The sequence below is a fragment of the Clostridium sp. genome (genome assembly GCF_051656525.1).
Lineage (GTDB): Bacteria > Bacillota > Clostridia > Clostridiales > Clostridiaceae > Clostridium.
This window is the reverse complement of record NZ_JBOGCC010000305.1, coordinates 1-3,360: the sequence shown is the minus strand read 5'-3', so window position 1 is coordinate 3,360 and position 3,360 is coordinate 1. Positions and strand designations below refer to the sequence as shown.

Here is a 3,360-nt window from a genome sequence, read left to right as displayed (position 1 = left end):
CATATAGCCTTACTTAAAATACTTCCTTTAAATAAGTCATTTCCTATTATATACCCTATAAGTTGAGTAATAAATGTTATGATTAATGCCTTCTTAGTAATAGGTAAATTAATCTCTATCTTTCCTCTTTTTATCATTCTAATAATATTTAAATAAAATGCAGTTATAAAAGGTGCTTGTATTAAACACATAACAATTAATCCACAAACTTCAGTATATATAGATGAATTCCATTTTGTTAATAATACATATGGAATCTCAGAAATTCCAGCCGGTATTGTGACTAACAATATTACCATTAAAACTTGATCAATTCCAAGACTTCCCTTTCCTCCTGATGTATTCATCTTTTTAGCTTCAGTTTTTAATTTTTTAAAATCTATTTTTCTATTTTTTTCTTTAGTTTCCATATTATATATCCTCCTTTAATTATATTCTATAATTAATTTAAAAGCTAATTAACTTTAATTCTCTTTAATTATTTTCTTTCCATTTCTCTAATAATTTATTTAATTCTATAGCTTCCTCAATATCTTTTTTCATTCTGATTCTATCTCTAATAATCACTATAATTATCCAGATTATATTTAATACTAAAATTATTTGCCATGCTATAATATTAAGTTTTATATATATTAAATATAGTGGTACTAATAGTATAGTTTGTACTATAGCCTTTTTTTTCAATGACCACATTTCTAACGAATACATATATTCACAAGTAAATAGATACCCAAGACTTATAATAGGCACTAAGTTAAATAATAAAAATTGCTTCATATCTAAAGACTTACTTTCTATAATTTGAAAAAACATAATAACTTGTCCTACTATTATTCCAATTGGTATAGCCTTCTTAAAACATCTAAGGTATTCCTTAATAAACATTTTCTCTCCCTCCCATTCCTATAAATTCTTTTACTTTTTTTACATATCTTCTTGATATAGGTTCTAATTTATCATTCTCTAAATTAATTACAAGTCCACCATTTCTTGCTTCTATATTTTTTATTTTTTTTACATTGACAATAGCAAACTTAGATACTCTAATAAATGAATTATTTGAACATATTTCTTCTATCTCATATAGCTTATTTTTAACTTCTAAAGACATCTCTATTGTGTCAAACATAACTTTTTGCTCATCACTATAAAATCTAACTATCTCTTCTACCTTTACAATAAATGTCTTATCATCTTTTCTTCCAATAAACTCAATATCTTCATTTTTTATTCTTTCTACAATTCCATAAACTTGCTTATTCATACTTGATGTTTTTATCAATATTTCTATTTCTTTATAAACTTTATTTACATCAAATTTTATTTTCATCCTTACACTCCTTTCTTTAAATTTAGTATATATCTTTTTATTCTATTTTTAATCTAATTTTCATTAAGTGGTCTTTTAATTCTACTAACCGGTTTAATAGTATAAAACTTCAAAAAAATAGACATGGTATATTTAATCTTTTTACCATGCCCCGTTATTCAACTTATTTTTCTATTAATATAGTTTTTATATTCTCCATATCACCTTCAGTTAATAAGTCAAATCTATATTTTTGTTTTACCTCTGGATATTTTTCTTTATCAACTTGGCTTAAAAACATATCTTTAGGTCTTACAAATAATCTAAAATCACCATAAAGCGCTTTATATAAAACCATCTCCGATTGTGTTTCACTATGAACAACTAAATCTATTACTAAATATAATTTTCCCTTGAAATGTTTTACCACTTTTCCTTTAAGATCTTCAAAATTTCTTTCCATTCGTATTCTCCATTCTTTATCTACTTATTTATTTTATAATATAACACTTTACTCTACCTATCAAATATCATTGATTTAGTAAATGCAAAAAATTCTCTTAAATACATATTAGGTATCAAATACCACTCAGTACTACTTGTATATAGATTAATATTATAATAATTCTTTCTCTTAGCTAACATATTACTTCTCATAGCATGAAAATCTGTTGTTATAATTGTAGTATTCAACTCCTTACTAACATTTTTATTTAATTCTTTACTTATTACCTCTTTAGAATACTCTAAATTTTCAGATGTACTTGTAGATTTATCTTCCTTAATTATTCTATCAGCATTAACCCCATTTTTAACTAAATATGATTTCATAGCTTCAGCTTCAGTAATATCCTCTCCCGGTCCTTGCCCTCCACTTACTACAATTTCTCCATCATATCCTGTCTTATTAAGATATTGTATTGTAGCATCTAATCTATGTTTTAAAGTTAAACTTGGAACCACTCCTTTTAACCCTGCACCAAGGACTATCACTAAATCTGCCTTTTCCAAGCTCTTTTTAGGATAAATTAATATAGCACCTTCAATTAAAATGAATGCTGCAATTCCTATATACATTATACCCTTAAATATCTTAAGATATCTTCTTACAAATGAAATATTCAAAATGTAATTATACTTAAAGCATATTATTAATGCTATTATTCCAATAATCAGAAAAACTTCACTAAAATAAACTCTTCCCCCAAGTATATTAATCACCAAAAAATATCCTATGGCAAGTACCCCTAAAATTCCCCATACAAATATCATAGCCTACTCTCCCTTTTCAGTTCTATTTACTTTTTCACTCATCTCTCTAGAAATAAATTTTCCTTATCTTATTATACCTAATTTTAACATTTCAATTCTAGTTTTATTAAAACTTTTCCCACTAATTTCTCTCTACTATTCTTTTAATACAACTTAATTTTAAAAATAATTTTTTTCTCTCACAATATCCATGTTCTAATAATATATTTAATATAAAAGAATTTTCAGAGGTTTATTATGATTTTTATTAAATATAATAATATCACTAATGAAGAAACTATTGATGTTAGAAGTAAATCTGAATTCAATCAAATGTATCTTTTTAAATATAATCTTCCAATAATAGATGAATTACAACATAAAAAAATAAAAAAGTTTTATCCATGTGCACTTTTTATTATCATAAATTCATTACTTAAAAATAAATCCTACTTCAAAGAGCAACTTTTAACAATTTCAAATAATAAACAAAAGCCAATTATAATTGCTTGTTCTCGCGGAAGACTCCGAAGTCCTATAGTATTTTTATACGCAAAGTACCTTGGAATACCAAATTGCAAAATACTTCTAGGTGGCTTAAAGCCAATTTATAAAAGAGAACAAAAAAAGCTAGTAGTTTAACTACTAGCTTTTTTTCTTGTTTTCACTTGGCAACTTCCTACTCTCCCACACAGTCACCCGTGCAGTACCATCGGCGTTATAGAGCTTAACTTTCCTGTTCGGAATGGGAAGGAGTGTACCCTCTATGCCATCATCACCAAATATTCAGATTATTC

General features: G+C 25.6%; 6 protein-coding genes and 1 rRNA gene. 1 reads left to right on the top strand and 6 read right to left on the bottom strand.

The window, feature by feature from the left end:
* The 5 genes from ACRDDY_RS15375 to ACRDDY_RS15355 form a co-directional block, all read right to left on the bottom strand.
* A partial coding sequence (locus tag ACRDDY_RS15375; protein ID WP_438565818.1) for a hypothetical protein occupies positions 1-410 on the bottom strand: 410 nt, incomplete at its 3' end.
* A 64-nt stretch (positions 411-474) separates the two neighbouring features.
* Positions 475-888, bottom strand: a complete 414-nt coding sequence (locus ACRDDY_RS15370) for a hypothetical protein (protein ID WP_438565817.1) — start codon at positions 886-888, stop codon at positions 475-477.
* Positions 878-1,333, bottom strand: coding sequence for a LytTR family DNA-binding domain-containing protein (locus ACRDDY_RS15365; RefSeq protein ID WP_438565816.1), 456 nt, complete (start codon positions 1,331-1,333; stop codon positions 878-880). The genes ACRDDY_RS15370 and ACRDDY_RS15365 overlap by 11 nt, the downstream gene beginning before the upstream one ends.
* A gap of 163 nt (positions 1,334-1,496) precedes the next feature.
* Complete coding sequence (locus ACRDDY_RS15360; protein WP_438565815.1) at positions 1,497-1,775, bottom strand: DUF1653 domain-containing protein; 279 nt, start codon at positions 1,773-1,775, stop codon at positions 1,497-1,499.
* Between the two features lie 53 nt (positions 1,776-1,828).
* Positions 1,829-2,584: a YdcF family protein gene (locus ACRDDY_RS15355; RefSeq protein WP_438565814.1), complete on the bottom strand. Its 756-nt coding sequence runs from the start codon at positions 2,582-2,584 to the stop codon at positions 1,829-1,831.
* A 237-nt stretch (positions 2,585-2,821) separates the two neighbouring features.
* On the opposite strand from ACRDDY_RS15355, the gene ACRDDY_RS15350 reads away from it, so the two are divergent.
* Positions 2,822-3,205, top strand: a complete 384-nt coding sequence (locus tag ACRDDY_RS15350) for a rhodanese-like domain-containing protein (RefSeq protein WP_438565813.1) — start codon at positions 2,822-2,824, stop codon at positions 3,203-3,205.
* A gap of 24 nt (positions 3,206-3,229) precedes the next feature.
* Here the strand turns inward: ACRDDY_RS15350 and rrf are convergent.
* Positions 3,230-3,346, bottom strand: a 5S ribosomal RNA gene (gene rrf, locus ACRDDY_RS15345).
* Between the last annotated feature and the right edge of the window lie 14 nt (positions 3,347-3,360).

What these genes read in the sequence shown, in the direction of transcription:
- ACRDDY_RS15370 (WP_438565817.1), bottom strand. Translation starts at nt 888, where the DNA reads ATGTTTATTAAGGAATACCTTAGATGTTTTAAGAAGGCTATACCAATT.
- ACRDDY_RS15365 (WP_438565816.1), bottom strand. Translation starts at nt 1,333, where the DNA reads ATGAAAATAAAATTTGATGTAAATAAAGTTTATAAAGAAATAGAAATA.
- ACRDDY_RS15360 (WP_438565815.1), bottom strand. Translation starts at nt 1,775, where the DNA reads ATGGAAAGAAATTTTGAAGATCTTAAAGGAAAAGTGGTAAAACATTTC.
- ACRDDY_RS15355 (WP_438565814.1), bottom strand. Translation starts at nt 2,584, where the DNA reads ATGATATTTGTATGGGGAATTTTAGGGGTACTTGCCATAGGATATTTT.
- ACRDDY_RS15350 (WP_438565813.1), top strand. Translation starts at nt 2,822, where the DNA reads ATGATTTTTATTAAATATAATAATATCACTAATGAAGAAACTATTGAT.